The following is a 22,190-nucleotide window of genomic DNA, read 5'->3' as shown; positions in this document are numbered from 1 at the left end:
ATCCTCGGGCCTACAGCCGGCGTGGGCTGCGATGAGTTCGGCGGCTGCCAACTGGCAATAACGCCCCTGGCAGCGCCCCATGCCGACGCGCGAGAGCGATTTCACCCTGTTGGCCTCGCCGCCGCCGAGAGTCGTGCCCTCGCGCACGGCCCCGGCAGTGACGTTCTCGCAGCGGCAGACGATCGTATCGTCGGGAAGCGCCCTCACCATCGCGCCTGGCCAAGGAAAGGCCTGGGCCAGACCGCGGGCAAAGCGCTCGAGCCGTGCGAGCCTGCGCAGGTCGGCGCCGACGGAGGGCACCGGGCTTCCAAGATCGGCAAGGCACGCCGCCGCGGCAAGGCGCCCGGCGATCTCCGCGCCGTCCGCCCCGAGAGGACGAGCCCCATCACCGGCCAGGTAGATGCCATTGCCGGCCCGTCCCATCCGGTCGGTCTTCGGGAGCCACTGCCGCCATTGCTCGTCATAGGTGACGGCGCATCCCACAAGGTCAGTCAGATGAGTCTCCGCCCGCAGGTGCCAGCCGATCCCGATCATGTCGCATGGGGTGACGCGCTCCCGGCCGCCGGCGTCGCGCCAGCGCATCCCGGTGACACCCCGTCCATCGGCCTCGATTTGCAAAGGCGTCACGCCAGCGTGGTAGCGGCGACCAAGCCGCGCCCGCAGGGCCAGCCCGCGCAACGCCACGATTGGTCGGGCGGCAAGTCCCCAGAACCCGCGCATCTGCTGGCGCCAGGAAGAGGTGTCGAGCACCGCCGCCACATCCGCTCCGGCCTTGAGGAGTTGCATGCCAACCAGCGTCAGCAAGGGGCCCGACCCGATAAGCACGATGCGCCGTCCGAGCGCGACGCCCTGCGCCTTGAGCGCGATCTGCGCCGCGCCAAGGCTGAAGACGCCGGCGTTCTGCCAGCCAGGGATCGGGGCGACGCGGTCTGAAGCGCCGGTGGCGAGGATCAGGCGGTCGTAGAAGACGACCTCCGCGCCGCCCTCCCCCAGCACATGCAGCCGCCCCTCATGCACGGCGATGACGGAGCTGCGCGCGCAATAAGTGAGCCGCCCTTCATCGGCCATCCGGTCGAAGAGCAAATGCAACGCGCGAGCCTTGTCCGCCTCGGAGCCGTACAGTTGCTCCGGAGTTCGGACGAACCCGGCAGGCGGGCGGCGATAGATCTGCCCACCCGCGCGGTGCCCTTCATCGATCACCACCGGATGGAGCCCGGCGTCGACCAGTGTCGCCGCGGCCCTTATGCCGGCGGGGCCCGCACCTACGATCACGATGCGCGGCGATGACGGCTCGCTCACGGCCAGTTCTCCGGCGGCGTCGTGCGCAGCCGCATGCCTTCGACGGCAAGAGTTGTGCACGCACGCAGGCGCGGTCCCTCTTCTTGCCACACCCAGCAGTCCTGGCAGGCTCCCATTAGACAGAAACCTGCGCGCGGCTCGGGACCGAACTCGGAACTCCGGAGCGCATGTGCTGTAGCCAGCATTGCGGTCAGCACGGTGTCGCCGTCCAGCGCGTTGCGCGTCTCACCGTCGAGAAGGAATTGCACCTCCTCGCGATCGCGCTCGGCCAGCCGGACGATGCGGCCGACCGTCATCATTCGGCGGCCTCTCGTACCGGCCCCGGACGAGGCAGTTCGGGAAAGCGTTCGCAGACCGCCTCGAAGGCCGCTTGGACGCCTTCCGGCCCGGAGCGACCTTTCATGCGGCGAAAAATCTCCGTCTTGGCGAAGAACCGCCAGTGGATCGGCAAGGCGTCCAGCAGAGCGTGGAGCCGATCATAGGCAGCCGGCGTCCACTGCGCTTCGTAGCTGTCGCGCTCCGGCCCGAAATGGAAATGGCCGACGGACGGCGTGTGCCTCGCGCGCAGCCGCTCCGTCGCGCGCTCGTCGACTTCGCCGCCGCGGATAACGACCCCGTAGTCGCTTTCGGCTGCGGCCGGCGAGAGATAGCCGCGCCGCACATCCTCACCGACCCGCCAGGGCTCGCGCTGAAACGGATCGCCGCGTCCGCCGCCGCCGGCGGAGCGGATCGCGAGCACGTCGCCCGGCTGCAGCACCGCCGTGTCGATGTTGCCCAGCCGCCGCTCGCAGTCGGTGCCCGGATTGACGACCATGTCCGACAAGCCGGCCGCCTTGCCGCCCAGCACGCCCCAGGGACGGAAGAAGCTGCGGTCGCGATTGCGCGCCGTAATCCGGGAGTCGGGGGCAAAGACACGAAAAGCCATCTCCGTCGCCAGCCCGCCGCGCCAGCGGCCCGCACCGCCGCTGTCCTGGGCGAGCCCATATTTCACGAACTCGACCGGCGTCTCGGTCTCGGTGATCTCGATCGGCGTGTTCTTGAGATAGGCGGCATCGGCGCCCGATCCATTGGTGCCATCGCGATGCGGCATCGCGCCGCCGCCGCCCACGACGGGGTTGACCGCCGCGATGACGCTCCGGCTGGTGCGCTCATCGATGGTCATGACGTTGACGATGCAGTTGTTGCCGGCCGGCGCCGCCGGCAAGCGCTCCGGCAGCACTTGCGAGAAGGCCCCGAAGATGACCGAGCGCAGCCTGGCGCAGGTGAGCGAGCGCATGCCGACGGCGGCGGGATGGACGGGGTTCAGCACCGAACCTTGCGGCGTGATGCAGGTGAACGGCCGGGTCAGGCCCGTGTTGAGCAGGATTTTCGGGTTGAGCGTGTAGAGCACGTAATACACCCCGACCAAAAGCATCGTGTGGCGCGGGTCGCCGCCCGAAGGCACGTTGAGTGAGGAGCCGAGCTGCGGATCGGAGCCGGTGAAGTCGAGCACGGCCTCATCGCCTTTGATCGTCAGCGTCAGCTTCAGCCGGCAGGGATTGGCCTCGACCGAATCCTCATCGGCATAGTCGGCGAATTGCCAGGTGCCGTCGGGCATGGCGCGCAGCACGGCCCGCGCCTGCGCCTCGGCATGGTCGAGAAGAGCTGCAACGCCTTCGACGAAGCCGGCCTTGCCGAACTTCTTCACCATCGCCTGGATCTTGCGCTCGCCGGTGTTGAGCGCGCCGACCAGCGCCTTGATGTCGCCGATGTTGAGGTCCGGCTTGCGCACATTGGTGCTCATGATCCTGAGGATCGTCTCGTCGAAGACGCCTTCCCTCACCAGCTTCATCGGCGGAAAGCGGACGCCTTCCTGATGGATTTCGGTGAGCGCGCGGCTGAGCGAAGCCGGCACAGCCCCGCCCATGTCGGTGTTGTGGATGTGCCCTCCCGTCCAGGCGACGATCTCGCCGTCGACGAAGACCGGCTTCCACAAATGCGTGTCGGGTGCGTGCGTGGCGACGTGGCCGGAATAGGGATCGTTGGTGAAGGCGACGTCTCCCGGCCGATAGTCGTTCACCATGGCGATCGCACGGTGATAGGAAAGCCCGGGGTACCATGTGGCGCCGAGCTCCATCGGGACGGCGAAGGTCGCTCCCGAGCGGTCCATCAGCATCACCGTAAAATCCTGCGTCTCCTTGACGAAGGCGGAGTGCGCGGTGCGGTGCAGCGTGTGGGCCATGTTCTCGGCCGCCGCGCGGGCATGGTTAGCCAGAACCTGAAGATTTGTGCGGTCGAACAAGGCGTCACTCCGCGAAAGTCAGTACGAGATTGAGGTGGCGATCGACCCGCGCCTGCGTTCCGGCGGGGAGGGCGAAGGTGGTATCTTCCTGCACTACCACCGCAGGCCCGTGAAACGCGCTGCCCGGCACCAGGGTCTGGCGGTCATGGAGGTCGACGGTCTCGACGGTCAGACCGGTATAGACCGGCACCCGGCGCGCCGGATGGGTCGGGACGTCGATCTCCTCGGTCTCGGGGAAGGAGAGCGCCGGACCTGCGCCTATCGCGGACAGCCGTACATTCACAAGCTCGATCGCGCCGTCCGGATCGTGGAAGTCGTAGAGCTGCTCATGGGTGCGGTGGAATGCCTGCTCGATCGCGGCCGCGTCGCCGTCCGCCAGCCATTGGGGCGAAAGGACAACCTCGATCTCATAGCTCTGGCCGAAGTAGCGCATGTCGCAGGAGAGTGTGAGTTGCGCGGCCGCATCGTGCCCCTGCGCCGCAAGCCAGTCGCGGCCCTCCTGCGCCAGCGCCTCGAAGGCCTCGCGGATTCCGGGAAGCGACGCGCCGGATAGCGGGCTGAAGATGGTGCGGATGAAGTCCCCGCGCAGATCAGCCACCAGCCCACCCAGCGCCGATACCACGCCGGGGCGGCGGGGCGCCATGACGCGCTTGATGCCGAGCTCGCGGGCCAGGAAGGCGCCGAGCATCGGGCCGCCGCCGCCGAATGGCATCAGCGTGAAATCGCGCAGATCGACGCCGGCGCGCGAGGCGAGCTTCTCAACCTCGACGAACATTTCCGACACCGCGATGTCGAGGATCGCCTGCGCGGTCTGCTCGACCGGACGGCCGAGCCGGGCGGCAAGCTCGCCGACCACGCGATGCGCCAGTTGGGTCTCGATCCTGAGCTGGCCATAGGCCATCTCCCTATGGCCGAGCCATCCGCACACCACCATGGCGTCAGTTACCGTCGCCCGCTCGCCGCCACGGCCGTAGCATGCAGGTCCCGGCGTCGAACCCGCCGATTCCGGCCCGACCCGCAGCACTCCTTGCGCGTCGACGCTGGCGATCGAGCCGCCGCCGACGCCGATCGAGCTCACCGATACGGAAGGGATATGGAGCGGAAATTCGCCGATCAGCTCGCCGGTGCCGAACTGCGGCTCGCCGTTTATGATGAGCGCGAAATCGGCCGAGGTCCCGCCGATGTCGAGGGTGAGAACCTTATCCTCGCCGGCCTGACGCGCCAGCCACGAGGCGCCGATGACGCCGGAGGCCGTTCCCGACAGCAGCATATTCACGCAGGCGCGCTTGCCTTCGGCGGCGTTCATCAGCCCACCGTTCGACTTCGTCAGCATCGGCCGGGCCGGCACGCCGCGATGCTTCAGCCGCTCTTCCAGCGCGGTCAGATAGCCAGAGACGCGCGGATGGACATAGGCATTGAGAATGGCGGTCGAGCTGCGCTCGTATTCGCGGATGACCGGCCACACCTCGGCGGAGGTGAAGACGAAGAGGTCGGGCGCCAAGCGCGCGATCGCCGCCTTGACCGAAGCCTCCTGCGCAGCGTTGCGCCAGGAATGAAGGAAGGACACGACGATCCCCTGCGCCCCGTTCGCTTTCGCGGCCGCGACCGCGCTCTCCACCGCCGCCGTGTCGGGCGCCTGGGATTCATTGCCATCGACGCGCATGCGGGCCGGAATGCCGAACACCATGTCGCGCGAGATCAGCGGATCCGGCCGCGCGCAGAACAGCGAATACATGTCCGGCATGCGAAGCCGCGCGAGTTCGATCACGTCCTCGAAGCCGGCATTGGTGAATAGCGCCAGCGGCGCGCCCTTGCGCTGGATGATGGTGTTGATGCCGACCGTCGTGCCGTGCACGAAGCGCGTCATATGGGTCGGGTCGAAGCCTTCGCGTTCGGCTAGCAAGGTGAGCCCCGTCATCAGCTCGGCACCCGGATCTTCCGGCGTCGTCAGCACCTTCAGCGAAGCGACGCGTCCGGAGTTTGCTTCGAGCGCGCAGAAATCGATGAATGTCCCGCCGATATCGACGCCGACCTTCCAGTCGGCCTTCTTCAGCGCCTCATCCGTCGCAGTGGCTCCATCCATGATGCATCCCTTTCGGTCTGCTCGGAAACTCGCACGAGCGGACAGTCACGGTCCAAGATGGATGATGGGCAAGAATATAAGTCGTACTTATACCTTGACGCTATGCTCGCCGAGAACGGCGGAGCAGGCCGCACGGATGTCATCGCGCATCGTTTCGTCGGCCCTCGAAAGGGCTCGTGCGCGCGACGCGAGCAGCGCAATCGGGAATTCCGGGCCGCCCGCCAGCGGCCTGACAGCGAGGCCGGAAAACTGGCGCCACGGCAGCAGCGCGTCGACGAGAGCGACGCCCAGGCCGGCCTGGACGAAGCCGACCGCGGAAATCGAAATGTCGATCTCCAGCGACGGCGAAAGCGCCACGCCTTGCGCGCGGGCCGCGTGGGCCAGTTCGTCGGCGGGACGCGTGTTGCCGCGATAGGATATCAGTTCCTGCCCCACGAGATCAGCGAGCGTCAGCTCGGTTTTCTTCTGCAGCGCGTGTCCGCGCGGCAGCAGGCAGGCGAAGCCGACACTGCCGATCACCTCGGCCTCGATGTCGGGAGGCAGGCGGTCATCCATGGCCACGCCGAGGCTCGCATCGCCGGCGCGCAGCATGTCTACAATCGCGGCGATCGGCGCGCTATGGGAACGCAGCAGCATGTCGGGATGCTGCGCCCGAAATGCGGTGAAGGCGCGCGGCAATATCGCCATGGCCGGCGGCGGCGAGGCGGCGACCCGCACCAGCCCGGTCCGACCGAGACGCAGATCGGTGGTCTTGCGGCGCAGGCCGTCGAGCCCCGCCGACAGCCTCTCGGCATCGGGAAAGATCTCGAGTGCCTCAGGGGTCGGCCGCAGCCTGCCCTTGACCCGCTCGAACAGCGTGAAGCCGAGCTCGTCCTCAGTGTGGAGCAGTATTTGGCTGAGCGCGGGCTGGGAGATGTTCAGCATTCGCGCCGCGGCGGTCACGGTGCCCGCGCGCATGACGGCGATGAACACTTCGAGCTGCCGGGCCCGCATTCCTACTCCATAGGTCAAACTTATGGGTTTTATCCAAAGCCATCTTTGACGCATTGCCGCGGCGCCGACAAGATGGATCCAGGATCAGCCCTCTGCGCTAAGGAACGACAATGGATGTGATCGTGCTGGGCGGCGGCCTGATGGGGACAGCTTCCGCCTATTTCCTGGCCAGGCGCGGCGCCCGCGTGACGCTGGTCGAGCGCAACCGGATCGGCGGTGGAGCAACCGTCGCCTCCTTCGGCAACATCCGGCGCACGGGGCGTCATCTGCCGCAGCTTCCGCTGGCCCACCGCTCGCTCCGGCTGTGGGGCGAGGCCGAAAAAATGCTGGGGCGCGATGTCGAATTCCGCGCCACCGGTCACGTGCGGCTGATCTTCGACGAAGGCGGTCTCGCCGACATGCGCAGCTATGCCGAGGCGGCGCGTCCCTGGGGACTCGAGCTGGAGCAGCTCAGCCCGCGCGAGATCCGCGCGCGTTTTCCCGGCCTCGGTCCCGACGCGATCGCGGCGTCGTTCTCTCCGCATGACGGCAGCGGCAATCCGCGGCTGATCGCGCTGGCCTTCGCCGAGGCCGCCCGCAAGCTGGGCGCGAAAATCATCGACGAAGCTCGGGTCGAAAGGATCGAGCGGACCGACTCCGGTTTCCTTGCCGCCAGTTCAAAAGGCGCTTTCGCCGGCGAATGCCTGGTCAACACCGCCGGCGCCTGGGGCGCGCGCGTCGCCGCGCTGTTCGGCGAAGAGGTCCCGCTCGATGCCCGCGGTCCACAAATGGGTGTGACCGAGCCACTGCCGCACCGGATCCTGCCGGTGGTCGGAATCTGGACGCGCGACAAGGACTATGGCGCCTATCTGCGCCAGGTCGAGCGCGGCAACATCGTCTTCGGCGGCGCGGCCGAAAGAGTGTCGGTGGACCTCGATCCAGGCCATGCGGCCGCCGACCCCATGCGCCTGCCGACGCAATTGCGGGCCGTCGCGCGGCTGCTGCCGGCGATCGCGCAAGTCGCGGTCATCCGCACCTGGTCGGGCTGCGAAGGCTATGTCCGCGACATGCTGCCGATCATGGGACGCTCGTCGACGACGCCGGGCCTGTTCCACGCCTTCGGCTTCAGCGGGCACGGCTTCCAGCTCGGTCCGGGTGTCGGCGACGCCATGGCCGAGCTCATCACGACTGGCGACTGCGAAACGGCCCTCGACGATTTTAGGATAGATCGCTTCAATCGCGGAGCCTGACGAGGCGAGTCGATCCCCTGGGCTCAGGCGTCCTTTGACGCGGAAGAAGGGAGCTTTCCATCTGTCCGAACGACGGCTTGTTGGGTGAGCAGAAAGGTCGCTTTCGGATGGCTCAGACTGGAGTTCGCCCCCAGCAAACCGCGGCCGCGGATTGGAGCGCGTGGGCGCTGCGCGACAAGCGATTCATAAGTGTCGTTGTACGAGCATTCCCCGATCGGCGATTCTTATCCCATGCTTTGCTCAGCCCTATCGGCTTAATATCGAACGCAGGATGCCGCGCAGAACATGGCACGCTTCTACGGACTTTCCATCGAAACGACATTGTTTTGCGGCGCTTCGGCCAAAGGATGACGACTGAACCTAGACAGTAAGGAGCTTGCGTACATCGGGCCTGTCCAGATCCTCGGCGGGGCCGGTATGCACGATCTGGCCGCGATCCATGATGTTGACCTCGTCGGCAAGCTCGCGGCAGAAATCCAGATACTGCTCGACCAGAAGCACCGCGATCCCCGCCTGGTCGCGCAGATAGCGGATGGCGCGCCCGATGTCTTTGATGATTGATGGCTGGATGCCTTCGGTCGGCTCGTCGAGCACGAGCAGCTTCGGCCGCATCACCAGCGCGCGGCCTATGGCGAGCTGCTGCTGCTGGCCGCCGGACAAGTCGCCGGCGCGGCGGCCGAGCGTCTGCTTCAACCCTGGAAACAGCTCGAAGACATGAGCTGGAACGTTGCGGTCGGCGCGCTTCAGCGGTGCGAACCCCGATTCCAGATTTTCGCGCACCGTGAGCAGGGGAAAGATTTCCCTGCCCTGCGGCACGAATGCGATGCCCGACCGGGCGCGGTCATACGCCGCGCTCCGCTCGAGCGCTTTCCCCTCGAAGGCAACACTTCCGCTCGTCAGCCTATGGTGGCCGACGATGGATCTCATCAGACTGGTCTTGCCGACGCCGTTGCGGCCGAGTACGCAGGTGATCTTGCCCGCGCCCGCTTTTAGCGAAACGCCGCGCAGCGCCTGGGCGGCACCGTAATGGAGGGTGGCGTTGGAGACTTCGAGCATGGTCAGCCCCTTCTCCAGCACCTGAGGAAGGAAAGGTCGAAACGATGCAACGAGACCCGCCAGATCATGCTCAGCGCCCCAGATAGACTTCGACGACGCGTTCGTCGGCCGAAACGAAATCGAGCGTGCCTTCCGACAGCACCGAGCCCTCGTGCAGGCAGGTGACCTTGACGCCGAGCTCGCGCACGAAATGCATGTCGTGCTCGACGACGACCACCGAATGGTCGCGGGCGATGTCCTTGAGCAGGCGCCCCGTCTCCTCGGTCTCCGCATCGGTCATGCCGGCGACCGGCTCGTCCACGAGGAGCAGCTTCGGGTCTTGTGCCAGCAGCATGCCGATCTCCAGCCACTGCTTCTGGCCATGGCTGAGATTGGCGGCGACCTCCCCGCGCTTGTCGCCGAGGCGGATGATGCCGAGGATGTCGTCGATGCGCCTGGCCCCGGTCGGCGAGCCGCGATGGAAGAGCGCTGGAAAGATCGAGCGCGGCCCCTTCAGCGCCAGCATCAGATTGTCCTCGACGCTGTGGCTCTCGAAGACGGTCGGCTTTTGGAACTTGCGGCCGATGCCCATCATGGCGATCTCGGCTTCGTCATGCCGGGTGAGATCGACCCGACCGTCGAAGAATACCTCGCCCTCGTCCGGCCGCGTCTTGCCGGTGACAATATCCATCATCGTCGTCTTGCCGGCGCCGTTGGGTCCGATGATGGCGCGCATCTCGCCCTTGTCGAGCACCAGCGACAGGTTGTTGATGGCGCGAAAGCCGTCGAAGGAGACCGAGACGCCGTCCAGATAGAGGATGGTGTTCGACTTGCTCATGGTCGCTTACTCCGCCGGCTGCGGTTCGGGGCCGTTGGCCGACCACGCGCCCGGCGTTCTCGCCGCCGAGCGCTCGATCTTCGGCTGCGCTTCCGGCGGGTCGATGCCGGCTTCCGCGGCGAGCGAGGCCGCGCGCAGCGCCCTGGCCTTGCCTCGCCAGCTATCCCACGTGCCGACCACGCCCTTGGGCAGGAACAGCGTTACGGCGACGAACAACCCGCCAAGCGCGAATAGCCAGAATTCAGGCAGCACGCCGGTGAACCAGGATTTGCCGGCATTGACCAGGAGCGCGCCGATAATCGGGCCGACGATGGTGCCGCGCCCCCCGACGGCGGTCCAGATCACCACTTCGATCGAATTGGCGGGCTCGAACTCGCCGGGATTAATGATGCCGACCTGCGGCACGTAGAGCGCGCCGGCGATGCCGGCCATGACGGCCGAGACGCTGAAGGCGAAGAGTTTTACATTCTCGGCCCGCCAGCCGAGGAAGCGGGTGCGGCTTTCGGCGTCGCGCACCGCCATCAGCAGCTTGCCGTATTTGGAGCGCACGATCGCCGCGGTGACAAAGACGGCGAACGCCAGCGTCACGGCGCTTGCTGAAAACAGCGCCGCGCGCGTCGCGTCGGCCTGGATGTTGAAGCCGAGGATGTCCTTGAAATCGGTCAGGCCGTTATTGCCTCCGAAACCCATGTCGTTGCGGAAGAAGGCAAGCAGCAGCGCATAGGTCATCGCCTGGGTGATGATCGAGAGATAAACGCCGGTGACGCGGCTGCGGAAGGCGAACCAGCCGAATACGAAGGCAAGCAGGCCCGGCACGGCCAGCACCATCAGCACCGCGAACCAGAAATGGTCGAAGCCGTGCCAGAACCAGGGCAGTTCCTTGTAGTTCAGGAACACCATGAAGTCCGGCAGGATGGGATTGCCATAGACGCCGCGCGAGCCGATCTGACGCATCAGATACATGCCCATCGCATAGCCGCCGAGCCCGAAGAAGGCGCCGTGGCCGAGCGAAAGGATGCCGCAATAGCCCCAGACCAGATCGAGCGCGAGCGCCAGCAGCGCGTAGCAGAGATATTTCCCGACCAAAGAGACGATGTAAGGCGGAATGTAGAAAGCGCTTTGAGGCGACACCGCGAGGTTTAGCAGCGGCACGATGGCGGCCGCCGCCAGCAGGACGAGGATGGCGATCGCGATGCGCCGGTCGGCGCCGAAGAAGCGCTGCGTGATCATGCTTCCACCGCCCTGCCCTTCAGCGCGAACAGGCCGCGCGGCCGCTTCTGGATGAACAGGATGATCAGTACCAGCACGACGATCTTGCCAAGCACCGCGCCGGCGTACGGCTCGAGGAACTTGTTGACGATGCCGAGCGAGAAGGCGCCGACCAGCGTGCCCCAGAGATTGCCGACGCCACCGAAGACCACGACCATGAAACTGTCGATAATGTAGCCGCGGCCGAGATTGGGCGAGACGTTGTCGATCTGGCTGAGCGCCACGCCGGCGATCCCGGCGATACCGGAGCCGAGCGCGAAAGTCAGCGCGTCGACCCAAGGCGTCCTGATGCCCATGGATGCGGCCATGCGCCGATTGGCGGTGACGGCACGCATCTGCAGGCCCCAGGGCGTTCGCTTCATGACGTAGAGCAGCACACCGAACACCAGCAGCGCGAACACCAGTATCCACAGCCGGTTCCAGGTGATGGCCAATTGACCGATGTCGAACGATCCCGACATCCAGGACGGATTGCCGACCTCCTGGTTCGTCGGGCCGAAGACGGTGCGCACCGCCTGCTGCAGGATCAGCGAGGCGCCCCATGTGGCAAGAAGCGTCTCCAGCGGCCGGCCGTAGAGGAAGCGGATGACGCCGCGCTCGATGACGAGGCCGACCAGCGCCGAGACCAGGAAGGCGAGCGGCAGCGCGATGACCAGCGACCAGTCGAAGAGGCTCGGAAACGACGTGCGGATCACCTGCTGGACGACGAAGGTGGTGTAGGCGCCGAGCATCACCATCTCGCCATGCGCCATGTTGATGACGCCCATGACGCCAAAGGTGATGGCGAGACCGATAGCGCCGAGCAGCAGCACCGATCCGAGTGATATGCCGTACCAGATGTTCTGGCCGGCATCCCACAATGCCAGCGTCGAATTGATATGGCCGATCGCGGCGGTTGCCAAGTTCTTGACCGCTCCCTGCGCGCCAGCCTCAACGGAGGTCAGCAGGGAAAGCGCATCGCGGTCGCCGCGCGCCGCGATGGCCGAGATGGCGGCGAGCTTGTCGGCTTCCGGCTTGTCGGAAACCAGAACCGACGCCGCGCGCGCCTGCACGAACATCGTCTTGACGGCTGGGTCGGTCTCAGCAGCGATCGCGGCATCGAGCGGTTCGATATTCGCCGCGTCGGGCGTCTTGAACATGGTCGCGGCGGCGGCAAGGCGCACGCTCGCGTCCTTGGCGCGCAGCGTCAGCGTCCCCAGCGCGTCGCGTATGGCGCGGCGAAGACCGTTGTTGACCTTGATCTTGGTGAGATCGGCCTTGGCGGCATCGGCGGACTTGTCGCCGCTGAAAGGATCGAGCAGTTCGACACCGCTCGCCGCGTCCTTGCCGATGAAGACCTGCGAATCGGCTTTGCGAATATAGAGGTTGCCGTCGGCGAGCGCCGACAGCGGCCTTTCGACGGCCGGATCGCCGCTGGCCGCGAGCTCGCGCACGATGGCTTCCGTGGCCGAGAAATTAGTCGCTGTAGCGAACTTGGCTATTGCCGCGCGAAGATCGGCCTCGCCTGCCTTCGACGGCAGCAGGCTTGCCATCGTCAGCAGCAGCGTCAAGCCAATCGCGCGCAACAGGATCATCAGCTTCAGCGGATCTCGAACGTTTGAGGTTTCTGCCCGGGCGGGACGCGAAGGCCCGCCCGGGCCGCGGTCTCGGATCGCGGGGCCACGCGGCGACCCGACAGACCTGGGAGATCAGTTGGTGCCCTTGCCGCCGCACTTGCCGGTGGCGACGTTGAAGTTGCCGCAACTGAGGGGCGCGCGCCAATCGGAGATCAGGTTCTTGGAATCGGGCAGGTAGTCGGACCATTCGTCGCCCATCACAAGGCCGGGCGTTTGCGAGACGGTCTCGAACTGGCCGTCGGCCTGGATCTCGCCGATGAGCACCGGCTTCGTGATATGATGGTTCGGCATCATCGTCGAATAGCCACCGGTCAGGTTCGGCACCGAGACGCCGACCATGGCGTCGATGACCTTGTCCGGATCGGTAGTACCGGCCTTCTCGACTGCCTTCACCCACATGTTGAAGCCGATATAGTGGGCTTCCATAGGGTCGTTGGTCGTGCGCTTGTCGTTCTTTATGAACTTGTGCCAGTCGTCGATGAACTTCTTGTTCTCGGGCGTGTCGACGCTCTCGAAATAGTTCCAGGCGGCGAGGTGGCCGACCAGCGGTCCGGTGTCGAGACCGGCCAGTTCTTCCTCGCCGACTGAGAAGGCCATGACTGGAATGTCCTCGGCCTTGATGCCCTGGTTGCCCAGTTCCTTGTAGAACGGCACGTTGGCGTCGCCGTTGACGGTCGAGATCACGGCCGTCTTCTTGCCGGCCGAGCCGAACTTCTTGATCGCCGAGACTTCGGTCTGCCAGTCGGAGAAGCCGAACGGCGTGTAGTTGACCATGATGTCCTCGGCCGGCACGCCCTTCGACTTCAGATAGGCTTCGAGGATCTTGTTGGTGGTGCGCGGGTAGACATAGTCGGTGCCTTCGAGCACCCAGCGCTTCACCGAGCCGCCATCGGCGCTCATCAGGTAGTCGACGGCCGGAATGGCCTGCTGGTTGGGGGCAGCACCCGTGTAAAAGACGTTGCGCTCGCTTTCCTCGCCCTCATACTGGACGGGGTAGAACAGGATGTTGTCGAGCTCCGAGAACACCGGCAACACCGATTTGCGCGACACCGAGGTCCAGCAGCCGAAGACCGCCGCGACCTTGTCCTTGGAGATCAGCTCGCGCGCCTTTTCGGCGAAGAGCGGCCAGTTGGAGGCCGGATCGACGACAACCGCCTCGAGCTTCTTGCCGAGCAGGCCGCCCTTAGCGTTCTGCTCCTCGATCAGCATCAGCATGACGTCCTTCAGCGTCGTCTCCGAAATCGCCATGGTCCCCGAGAGCGAATGGAGGATGCCGACCTTGATCGTGTCGTCGGCCGCTCTGGCGGGAGCCGATATCGACAGGCCGGCAGCGATCACGCCGGCCGAAAACAATTTTGTTATTGTCGAGAAATTGCCCCTCATATTGCACACTCCCAAGCTGGTTGTTTTGCATTGCAACATTGCGGTGCAAGCGACGTGCCAAACCTGACAGTCCAAAGTGCCGGCAAAAAAATCGATCAGTTACAGTTGGTTATAATTTCAACTCAAGTTTTCAAGGCCGCTTCCGCTTCAACGCGTTGTCAAATTTTGGGCTTCTGCCTCTATTTTCATCGCAATTTTCTATTGCGTGTTTTTTAAATCGCCGTTTGCCTTCTGCCGACCCCCGTAGTCGCACGGCGAGAGATGTTGGGAATTGAAATCTTTGCGCCGCGGGCGGCTAACAAGTGAGGGACCCGGTCCCTCTCGGCGGCGGGCTTTTCCTATCTGGAGCAAATTGTAGACCGCTCGATTGGTGTCGTCGGTGACGCGAACCCATTGGGTCTCGTCTCGCCGGTCCTGTACGTGGCGGCCGGTCACCCATTCAGCGGCTTCTTTAGGTGAGGTGGTCCTCGCGTAGGCAATACTGCATCCGTCCCCGACATCGTTTTAACGGTGTAGCTGGGCAATAAAGCGCCGCCAATGCATTGAAAGAGCCCGACGGTGTGAGGGACGGCTCTTTGTCGGGTCTCCTCTGATCAGCCCGTTCCAATCGGGCCCGATATGCCATCCCGACGCAACAGCGCCGCCCAGCTACCGAACTTCGACAAGGGGCGAAGGTCCCAGGAGTTGTTCACCGGCGGCTTTGTCGAGTGCCGCCGCTCGACAGGCGCGCGACTGGTGAACGAAATAGGGCCCCCTGACGCGTTTTCTGCACCCCACTAAGGCTCACGCGCGGCCTAGCCGGCTTCTGTGGCAAATGGCAATGGTTCCAACATCGCCCTGCCCCGATTTCACATGCCCTTCGCTTCGGCATAGCGCAGACCAGCCGTCAGCGTCTCTGGCGATAGCGCGTGAATTTCTCCTCGAGCGCCACGACTGCTTCGTCCTTGCTTCGTTCAGTGCCCACCGACATGCGCGCGCCGGCCGCCGAACATTGGTCATGACGGTTCAGAACAACGTCCCGGCACTGGGCCCATCCGCCGCCAAGGATCCGACGCTATCGGAGCCGAGGAACGTCGGGGAGAATCGCAGGGACTCGGACTGCAAAGACGAGTGTCGCTGACTCGCCCCGGGTAACTCCGGCGGCTGTGCAATCGACTTTCCTTCGCGGCCGCCTAGCAGTTCGCGTCAGTCTGCGGATCGCACGCCTTGTTTTTCTGGCCCCGTGGCTTGGGCTTGGCCGCCTGCTCGGGCTCGGCCTGCTGCTGCTCGGCGGGCTGCTCCTTCGCCTTCGGCTTCTGAGGCTTGGCCGCCTGCTCGGGCTCGGCCTGCTGCTGCTCGGCGGCGGGCTGCTCCTTCGCCTTCCGTTTCTCAGGCTTGGCCGTCTGTTCCGGCTCGGCCTGCTGCTCGGCGGCGGGCTGCTTCTTGGCCTTCCGTTTCTCAGGCTTGGCAGCCTGTTCCGGCTCGGCCTGCTGCTCGGCGGCGGGCTGCTTCTCGGCCTTCGGTTTCTCAGGCTTGGTAGCCTGTTCCGGCTCGGTCTGCTGCTGCTCGGCGGCGGGCTGCGTCTTGGCCTTCGGCTTCTCGGGCTTGGCCGCCTGTTCCGGCTCGGCCTCCTGTTCGGCGGCGGGCTGCTTCTTGCCCTTCGGCTTCTCAGGCTTGGCGGCCTGTTCCGGCTCGGCCTGCTGCTGCTCGGCGGCGGGTTGCTCAGGCTTGGCGGTCTCTTCCGGCTCCGCCCCATCGGCCCTTGCGCCTTCGGTCGGCTTCGATTTACGGCCAGCCTGAACCTGCTTCACCTGCTCGATGTCCTTTAGCTTAGCTGGTTTTGCCTTGGGGTCGGCTTTCACCTCACCTTCGAAGACCGCGACCGTGTCATTTTCCAATTTGCCGGACTGCTCGGGCGCGTCGGTCTTGCTGACCTTGACGGCAGTCACATTCTGGTCCGTCTCCTTTTCGATCACATCAACATCAATGACTTTGTTGATCACCACGTTGTTCTGGATGGTCACGTCGCCGGCCGGCTGGGCCGCCTCGACAATCCGCACAAACTCGGACCTATCACGGATAACGGCGACAGAAACGTCGGCAGCAAGGAATTCGCGGCTAGGGACTACCACCCAGTAATAATCCGGCGTCGTGTCGAAGGTCACCTCGATTGAAATCAAGTCCGGATCACGGCGCGGCGGCAGCGGAGCCCAAATGATGTGCTCCCTGTCACGACGCCAAGTTACCCATGCTGGCGCCCAGCGAGTGCCCGGAACCCAGTACCAGCCGATATCGTCGGCATAGCCCCACCGGCCGTAATGGTACGTCGCCCAGCCGAATGGCTCGTCGGATACCCAGAGCCAGCCATACTCCTCTGTATAGACCCAATGGCCCAAGGTATACGGGCGCCAATCGTCAGGTACATCAACTGGCACGAAAACGGTCGCTCCATGATACGAGACCCAATCGCCATGGGACGACAGGTCTTCGTAGAATGTGCTGATCGAAACCTCGGTGGCGGCCCTTGCCTGCGACACTAGCGAGAATGGTGCAATCGGGTTGGGGATATCAACGACCGTAAGCAGACAGGCGGTTACGCCGCCCAGCATCAGCCGTACCGCATTTTGGGCAAGGACGCGTTTCATCCCAGTCTTCCTCCGAAACAGATGCGCCCTTCATCTTAAAAACTCGCCGGCAATCGGATTGTTCCGCCTTGCTCCCGCCAGGGCTCGTGGACCTTGCAAATGGTAGCTATGGCGAGCCATTGAACGTAATCGCCTGATGGCCGAACTTCGCGGAAGCTTAAAGTACCGTCATCAGGTTTTGAGGGCTGATTTGCAGAATTTACCTTTAGTTTTCAGCTGCTTGGCGTGGAAAAGGGACCGTCAGAAGCCCTCTATGACGTGACGGTACTGTCAAAAATCATCGTGGCAATGTGGGTGAGGTCCGGCAACCGGTGCGGCAGCTCCAAACGACGCACACCGATAACCGGCGAAGCTTGCCGGCCAAAACTACTTTTTATCTCAGCGACTTAGATCGAACTCTGGCGCAATTTCAGCGGTGTTCGGATGGGCCTGAATCATCCCATTCAATCATCAATTAAGGCCGTACCTGATTGTTTCAATTACTTAATTTAAGTCACACAACCAGTGAGTACCGTCAAAAATACCGTCAGATTCTTACGCTGTTGAAAAGACTGAAACAATGTGGTCGCTGCCGCGGTATGCACACTTTTGATTGCATCATTTGCGAGCTGCCATTCGGCGAGGTAAAGCTGGAGTTCTCAGAACACAACAAGGACGGTGTTTGCTCATGCTCGACAGCTCTAGGTTCGAGTAGACGCGCGGCTGTATCGGGGGGAATGGGCTGGTAGGAAATGGATGTCGTGCCGCATCACTCTGTCGATCGACCAAGCTTCGCATTGCCTCATCTGCTGCTCGTGGCGATGGCCCCCGATCGGAGATGCGCTATAGGAACACGCGAATTTCGATTCTGCCCTCAACTCTCGGGACCACTCACTCTGAGTAACAACGTCACGCCGATCCCACCTTCCGACGCTATTTTGCGGCAATGCGGCCAGTAAGCGCCGCGCCCGTTCGCGATTTCCTAGTGGTGAAAGTCTGACATTTGGTACCCCACGCGTGGAGCAGCTTAGGCTGAAAGAGCACGTTGCACGACAAATAAACCGCCTATCAGCTAACCACGGACCAGATGGAAGGTCAGCCCCGCAAGGCGGTTTTGGATTTCCCCGAGACCTTGCCCAGTTCCGCTTCCCATAGATCGAAGGGGCTCGCGACAATGGCCACGGACTTTTCCTGACGCAGCGCGGCGCGGCTTCCAGCATCCTTGCCACGAACCTTGTCTCGACCTTCCACAATTCGGTCATGGCGGTGATCGAACCCGTCGCGGCCCTGCGAGATCCCGCTGATGTGCAGGTCGTAGAATTTGCGCCGCAGGTGAGCCCAGCACCCGGCGAGCCGGATTGTTTCATTGCTGCCGGCTTTGTCCCGTGCCTTGACCAGGTTGGTATAGGCCGAGTAGCCATCCACTTGCAGGATACCGCTGAACCCGGCGAGGTGGCGCGCGTGAGCGAATGGCGGATGCCGGTCACAACTCCTGGCGCTCTTTAACTGCCAAACCAAGCGCTTGGCTGAGTGGCACCGCCTTGGAGAACAGGAAGCCCTGAGCGGTTTTGCAGCCAAGCTTGTGCAGAGTTTGCCGATCCGCCTCTGTCTCGACGCCCTCGGCCATGACCTCGATCCCGAGCGTCCGACCAAGATCGATCACGGTTTTGACAAGCAGCCGATCCTCCCGCGATTTGGCTAAACCGCGAATGAAGCCCTGGTCTATTTTCACCTTCCTTATCCGACTGTCCTTGAGCGATGCCAACGTGGAAAAGCCGGTGCCGAAGACATCGAGCGCGATGGAAATGCCGGCATGTGAAAGCCGTCCGAGCTTTTCATCGACCCTGTCCGGGTCCACGGGCGATTCTTCTGTTATCTCAATTTCGAACATCGTTGCAGGGAGGTCCTTTGCCGCCAGACCATTCAGAACCATTTCGTCGATATCGCCGGCCTCCAATTCGCGCGGTGAAACGTTCATCGTCACACGAACATCACGACAGTCAGCTTTCACCAAGGCGTCGATAAAAGCGCAACATTCGGAAAATACAGCTTGAGTTAGCAGCTGGAGCATTCCGGTTTCGCGTGCCGCTGTCATGATTTCGGGCGGAGAGATGGAACCGTGAATCGGATGGGACCACCTTAGCAACCCTTCAAAACCGATCACAGCTTCGGTGTCGAGTCTTACGATTGGCTGGAACCAAGGGCCCAAGCTTCTCGTCTTTATCGCCGAATGAAGATCGCGTTCGATTGACTGGCGGCGTTGCAGTTCCCGGTCGAGCTCGGCATCGAACAGGCAAAATTCGTTCCTGCCACGGCGCTTAGCTGTGTAAAGGGCGATGTCCGCCCGCAACAACATTTCCGTCAGCCCCGGGTTTTTAGCCGAGTATATTCCTATGGATGCCCCGATCCGGACGGAGGCGACGCCAGGATAGGGGCGAGCAAGCTTGGATATGAGATTGGATGCGAGATTGCTGGGAGAAGGCGAATTTCTAAGCGAGGAAAAAACCAGCACGAATTCATCGCCACCGATGCGGGCGAGCGTTGAGCCCTCCGGTGCTTCTTCCTCTATTCGGCGGGCGATCCTGGCAAGCAGCTCGTCACCCGTTCTGTGACCGTAGGTATCGTTGACAGATTTGAACCCATCCAGATCAATCAGCATGGCCACAAAGGGCCCATCAGTGTTCTCAAACTGATCGATTGCATGTTCGAGGCCGCGCCTGTTGAGGAGCGCGGTAAGATGGTCCTCCCTGGAATTGCGCTCCATTTCCGCGGCAAGCCGCTCGGCTTGATGTCTCAGGCGGCTCGCGTCACGGAAGCGCGCTTGTCCAACGAACGAGGCTCGAGCCAGGCCGCCCTCGAAAAGCAGGACGGCAAAAGCCAGAATGTAGTTTTCCAGGGTTCCCTTCGTCAGCAAGCATGCGGCGGCAATGAGGAGTGGCGGTGTGATGAAGTATATCGCTGCCGCAGCATATGAGCTGCCGTACGTGACCGCGCCAGCTGAAATGCCCGCCAGAATTATTAGATGCAGCGATGCTTGAGACGTCGTGTACCCAGCCGTTAGGACGGCAAGGAATGACCAGGTGAATCCCGCCAGAAGAGCAAGCCTGCCAAACCAGCGAAGCCGCAGCCAAACCCGTGTCAGATCATCCTGGACTCCGGGTTCCTTCAGCTGATGACGGGCGAGTGCAAGGCGGGCGGCATTTATCGCATTAACGACCGAAAACCAGGCCGCGCCAGCAAGACCGTTCCCGGAAAGGGCCTGCACGGTCAAAATCAGCCCGGACAGCACAATGCTTATCGGCATTGAGACGAAAAGGCCTGCCCTCAGATCAGCGAGCTGGTCCTGAAGGATTCTCGCCTCCAGCGGATCTTCTTTTTCCAGGGCTGGACGGGTCAGCTTGCTTACTCCTGCTTGTCCGCAGCCTATGCAGCCCCCCTGAAGGACGGGTTAATTCTTCAATCGGAGATCAGCGTCGGGAGCAGGATTACTCCGGCGCATGATGCACTCTCTCCCATCGCTCGCCCAGCACATCGCGCAAAATGCAACTGCTGGTGCAGTATCACCGCTGGAGCTCCGCCGAAATCCCATGCCGGACAAGGGGAACATGTTGGGCAAAGCGAAGCCCCAGATGCCTTGCAAGCCGTGCCGCCAGGTGGTCTCTGGAGTAGAGTCCAACCAGTATGTTCGTTGCATGGTAGAGCGGCGCCGCCGACAGGCGCAGCCGCCTTTCGTATATGTGCAGCATGTCGGGGTCGCCAACATTGCGGCCGTCGCGGCACGCAGTCATGATTCCACGGGCGAGTTGCTTCTGGCTGCTGAGACCGATGTTGAATCCGTGAGCGGTCACCGGGTGCATGCCGATGGCAGCGTCGCCGATGAGTGCGGCGCTCGGGGCCCGGAATTTGTGCGCCCAGGTCGTGACCAGCGGATAGGTATGGCGCTTGCTTGCCAAGGTCATTTTTCCAAGGCGCCCTCGACACAGTTTCGTCAACTCCGACAGGAACAAATCGTCATCGAAGGCAAGCAGTCTATAGGCCTCGTTTGAGCGCAATGTGAGCAGCAGCGACGACACGCCCTCCGCGAGGGGCAATATCGCTATCGTCTGATGGTGATCGAACCATTCGATGGCGATCTGGTGGTGGGCGCGCTCGTGCCTCACTCGGCAAATCAGCATCGAGTGGCCAAGCCGGTTGATATCGGCGCCGATGCCCAGCAGATCACGCGTGGCGGACAAACGCGAATCCGCGGCAACAACAAGCCGAGCAGTTAAACGCGCGCCATTAGAGAGCGTTACGACTGCTCCTTCTTGGCTGTTTGTTGCATCGACGACCGAGTGGCCGCACAACAGCCGGGCGCGATCCTGCAAGCGGACGATTTTGAACAGCGCCTCGCGGATCCGGCAATTTGGAACCAAAACCCCCAGCGGTTCTCCAGAGTTGCTGGGAGGATCGAAACGAAGAGCGAATGCGCTCGAGCCGTTGAGCACGCGCGCGCCTTGAATTGCTGATTTGTCCGAAGCCGGGATGACATCCCAGGCGCCGAGCTCGCGAAGGGTTCTGATCGAAGCGTTGGTCAGCGCGATTTCGCGACCATCGAAAGCCGGATTCGCCAGACTATCGAATGTGTTCTGTTCAACAACTGCCACCTTGAGTTCGCTTTGGGCAAGCGACGCAGCGAACGAAAGGCCGACCGGCCCGGCTCCAACGACAACGATGTCAAAATTGTCGTCAGAGCCCATCAGCGTGCCGCCATCCCGTCGGCTATCCTCGTGTAACGGTGGAACTGAGCCGACTGACATCCGCTGAGCTCCGTGCCCGCCGCCAACGCGTATGATGCTCCGCAGCACATTGACATCACGAGGATCTTCGGCGCTGGATCCGAGCCTTGGAACATTTCTACGAAGTCAGCCCAAAGAAGGCTACCTCGCCCACTGGACGAAGCGATCCCGTCTCCATTGCCGTGCCCAGCGATGTGAAGCACGTCGCACTTCGCCTTGTTCGCTTGGACTACAGCCTCACGAAAATGCTTTCGGTCCAAAGCAATGTGGAGCTCCGCGCGGATGTTGACAGTCTTTAGCATCTTCTGTGTGATCGGTCCGTCCGCCCTGTCGGCGAAGTAGTCATTCGCGTTGTGGCAGTCGATGATGTGAACGGCGCTCATGGGATTCTGCCTATTATTATCGTCGTGACGAGTGGATACCACGTGCGGAACACCGTGATCTGCGCTGAGTTTCGGTGACCGCATTGCTGCAAGGCGCAGGGCCGGAAATTGGCATGGATCGGCAATGAAGCATGCAACCCCATCAGAGGTGGACGCGTCTGGCCGCGATACATAAGTCATGCATTCTCCTTCGAAGACTGGCCTATAAAGCACCACTGATGCGAATATGACCCTGATCTGGATCAGCCAGGGCACGATCAACCGGCACTGGTAGTTCACGCTCGGGTGATCGATCGCGACGCTCAACTTGTTACCCGTGCGCACAGTGCGAAGCTCGTCCGGCCGCGCGAGGTACTCTCGCGGCATCAGCCGCCTCATACTGGGTGCATGGGAAGGCAGT

At 63.1% G+C, this 22,190-nt stretch carries 16 protein-coding genes; 1 reads left to right on the top strand and 15 read right to left on the bottom strand.

Annotated elements, in window-relative coordinates; genetic code table 11:
* The 5 genes from EOA79_RS01945 to EOA79_RS01925 all read right to left on the bottom strand — a co-directional run.
* Window positions 1-1,299: FAD/NAD(P)-binding oxidoreductase (locus tag EOA79_RS01945; RefSeq protein WP_164893803.1), on the bottom strand; the 1,299-nt coding region annotated here is incomplete at its 3' end.
* Complete coding sequence (locus EOA79_RS01940; RefSeq protein WP_095825763.1) at window positions 1,296-1,598, bottom strand: (2Fe-2S)-binding protein; 303 nt, start codon at window positions 1,596-1,598, stop codon at window positions 1,296-1,298. The genes EOA79_RS01940 and EOA79_RS01945, both read right to left, overlap by 4 nt.
* Window positions 1,595-3,580 (bottom strand): hydantoinase B/oxoprolinase family protein, encoded by a 1,986-nt coding sequence (locus tag EOA79_RS01935; protein WP_095825764.1) that lies wholly within the window; start codon window positions 3,578-3,580, stop codon window positions 1,595-1,597. Before EOA79_RS01935 ends, EOA79_RS01940 begins: the two co-directional genes overlap by 4 nt.
* A gap of 4 nt (window positions 3,581-3,584) precedes the next feature.
* Window positions 3,585-5,663, bottom strand: coding sequence for a hydantoinase/oxoprolinase family protein (locus tag EOA79_RS01930; protein ID WP_095825765.1), 2,079 nt, complete (start codon window positions 5,661-5,663; stop codon window positions 3,585-3,587).
* Window positions 5,664-5,750: 87 nt separating this feature from the next.
* Window positions 5,751-6,656: a LysR family transcriptional regulator gene (locus tag EOA79_RS01925; RefSeq protein ID WP_095825766.1), complete on the bottom strand. Its 906-nt coding sequence runs from the start codon at window positions 6,654-6,656 to the stop codon at window positions 5,751-5,753.
* A 110-nt stretch (window positions 6,657-6,766) separates the two neighbouring features.
* Here EOA79_RS01925 and EOA79_RS01920 point away from each other — a divergent pair, with 110 nt between their 5' ends.
* Window positions 6,767-7,885, top strand: coding sequence for an FAD-binding oxidoreductase (locus EOA79_RS01920; protein ID WP_128292730.1), 1,119 nt, complete (start codon window positions 6,767-6,769; stop codon window positions 7,883-7,885).
* Window positions 7,886-8,245: 360 nt separating this feature from the next.
* Here EOA79_RS01920 and urtE read toward each other — a convergent pair whose 3' ends face one another.
* From urtE to EOA79_RS32585, 10 genes are all read right to left on the bottom strand, one after another.
* Window positions 8,246-8,941 carry an urea ABC transporter ATP-binding subunit UrtE gene (urtE, locus tag EOA79_RS01915; protein ID WP_067327999.1) on the bottom strand — a complete coding sequence of 232 codons (696 nt, stop codon included), beginning with the start codon at window positions 8,939-8,941 and terminating at the stop codon, window positions 8,246-8,248.
* Between the two features lie 70 nt (window positions 8,942-9,011).
* Window positions 9,012-9,758, bottom strand: a complete 747-nt coding sequence (urtD, locus tag EOA79_RS01910; RefSeq protein ID WP_095825768.1) for an urea ABC transporter ATP-binding protein UrtD — start codon at window positions 9,756-9,758, stop codon at window positions 9,012-9,014.
* Window positions 9,759-9,764: 6 nt separating this feature from the next.
* Window positions 9,765-10,988, bottom strand: coding sequence for an urea ABC transporter permease subunit UrtC (gene urtC / locus EOA79_RS01905; protein ID WP_095825769.1), 1,224 nt, complete (start codon window positions 10,986-10,988; stop codon window positions 9,765-9,767).
* Window positions 10,985-12,601, bottom strand: coding sequence for an urea ABC transporter permease subunit UrtB (gene urtB, locus EOA79_RS01900; RefSeq protein WP_095825770.1), 1,617 nt, complete (start codon window positions 12,599-12,601; stop codon window positions 10,985-10,987). The genes urtC and urtB overlap by 4 nt, the downstream gene beginning before the upstream one ends.
* Before the next feature lie 114 nt (window positions 12,602-12,715).
* Window positions 12,716-14,026, bottom strand: coding sequence for an urea ABC transporter substrate-binding protein (urtA, locus tag EOA79_RS01895; protein ID WP_067327408.1), 1,311 nt, complete (start codon window positions 14,024-14,026; stop codon window positions 12,716-12,718).
* Window positions 14,027-15,198: 1,172 nt separating this feature from the next.
* A complete protein-coding gene (locus tag EOA79_RS01890) occupies window positions 15,199-16,650 on the bottom strand; it encodes a DUF6600 domain-containing protein (protein ID WP_128292728.1) in 1,452 nt (483 codons plus the stop codon).
* A gap of 1,074 nt (window positions 16,651-17,724) precedes the next feature.
* Window positions 17,725-18,147, bottom strand: a complete 423-nt coding sequence (locus tag EOA79_RS32590; protein WP_259979747.1) for a transposase — start codon at window positions 18,145-18,147, stop codon at window positions 17,725-17,727.
* Complete coding sequence (locus EOA79_RS01880) at window positions 18,113-19,918, bottom strand: EAL domain-containing protein (protein WP_245459151.1); 1,806 nt, start codon at window positions 19,916-19,918, stop codon at window positions 18,113-18,115. Before EOA79_RS01880 ends, EOA79_RS32590 begins: the two co-directional genes overlap by 35 nt.
* 271 nt (window positions 19,919-20,189) lie before the next feature.
* Window positions 20,190-21,371, bottom strand: a complete 1,182-nt coding sequence (gene ubiM / locus EOA79_RS01875; protein WP_189350574.1) for a 5-demethoxyubiquinol-8 5-hydroxylase UbiM — start codon at window positions 21,369-21,371, stop codon at window positions 20,190-20,192.
* Window positions 21,368-22,096: a hypothetical protein gene (locus EOA79_RS32585; RefSeq protein ID WP_128344425.1), complete on the bottom strand. Its 729-nt coding sequence runs from the start codon at window positions 22,094-22,096 to the stop codon at window positions 21,368-21,370. The genes ubiM and EOA79_RS32585 overlap by 4 nt, the downstream gene beginning before the upstream one ends.
* Between the last annotated feature and the right edge of the window lie 94 nt (window positions 22,097-22,190).

Origin of the sequence: Mesorhizobium sp. M1A.F.Ca.IN.020.03.2.1, from assembly GCF_004023205.1 — a bacterium.
In the GTDB taxonomy this organism is placed as follows: domain Bacteria; phylum Pseudomonadota; class Alphaproteobacteria; order Rhizobiales; family Rhizobiaceae; genus Mesorhizobium.
This window is presented reverse-complemented; position numbering and strand designations above follow the sequence as displayed.